This window comes from Microbulbifer pacificus, assembly GCF_002959965.1.
Taxonomy (GTDB): Bacteria; Pseudomonadota; Gammaproteobacteria; order Pseudomonadales; family Cellvibrionaceae; genus Microbulbifer; species Microbulbifer pacificus_A.
Map to the genome: position 1 here is coordinate 1 of NZ_PREV01000023.1, position 1189 is coordinate 1189.

At 33.6% G+C, this 1189-nt stretch carries 2 protein-coding genes; both read left to right on the forward strand.

The annotated features are described in order from the left end of the window. The first annotated feature begins 126 nt into the window (after positions 1-126). Entirely contained in the window at positions 127-510 is a 384-nt protein-coding gene (locus C3938_RS00545) for an ArsR/SmtB family transcription factor (protein WP_105101351.1), read from the forward strand. Beyond that, the coding region (locus tag C3938_RS00550) for a heavy-metal-associated domain-containing protein (protein WP_199775457.1) at positions 503-1189 on the forward strand (687 nt) is incomplete at its 3' end. The genes C3938_RS00545 and C3938_RS00550, both read left to right, overlap by 8 nt.

The following is a 1189-nucleotide window of genomic DNA, read 5'->3' on the forward strand; positions in this document are numbered from 1 at the left end:
TCTAAACTAAAATTCTTAATTAGAAAAAATATTTAAATACTCATTTGATTATTTTATTGACAGATTAATCAAATGAGCATTAGAATGTAGTTATAATCAAATAATTATTTGAATGAGGGTGAACTTATGGCTCAAAAAGTTAAACAAACACATGATACTTGTGAAATTTTCTGTTATGACGAAGAAAAGGTAAGACGTGTCAGTTCAATTGTGGAACAAGAAAATCTTGCACCAGTGGCAAACATCTTCAAGGCGTTATCAGATGAAACACGGCTAAAGATAGCTTATGCATTGGTTCAAGAAGATGAATTATGTGTATGTGACGTAGCGAATATTATCGATGCAACTATGGCTACAGTTTCTCACCACTTACGCCATCTACGTAACCTAGGAATTGCTAAGAGTAGAAAAGAAGGCAAGTTAGTCTTTTATTCTTTAGATGATGAACATGTCAAAATGCTTGTGACAACAGCAATTGTTCATGGGAAGGAAGTAGATAACCGTGAATGAGGAAAATTTGAAAAAAGATAAAAGTGTTTATCGTGTTCAAGGCTTTACTTGTGCAAATTGTGCTGGGAAATTCGAAAGAAACGTAAAGGAAATTCCAGGAGTTGAAGATGCGAAAGTGAATTTTGGTGCTTCTAAAATTTCAGTATTCGGTAAAGCTTCAGTTGAGGAATTAGAAAAAGCTGGATCATTTGAAAGCCTAAAGGTAACACCAGAAAATTCCAATCAAACGTCTCAAAATACAGCCAAAGAGGATAAAGGAGAAAAAGTTCCATTTTATAAAAAGTATAGTAAATTGCTTTATTCAGTTGCATTTCTTGTGTTTGGTTATTTGTCTTATTTTGTAAATGGAGAAGATAATATCCTTACAACGTTATTATTTTTAGCGTCCATGTTGGTAGGAGGGTTATCACTCTTTAAAGTTGGTTTTCAAAACTTATTACGTTTAGAGTTTGACATGAAAACCCTAATGACTGTAGCTGTTATAGGTGGAGCCATTATTGGTGAATGGGGAGAAGTTGCACTTGTTGTTATTCTCTTTGCTATCAGTGAAGAGCTTGAACGATTCTCCATGGATAGAGCAAGAAATTCAATTCGTTCTCTCATGAACATTGCACCAAAAGAAGCTCTTGTTAGACGAAATGGTCAAGAATTAATGATACATGTTGATGATATTGCAGTA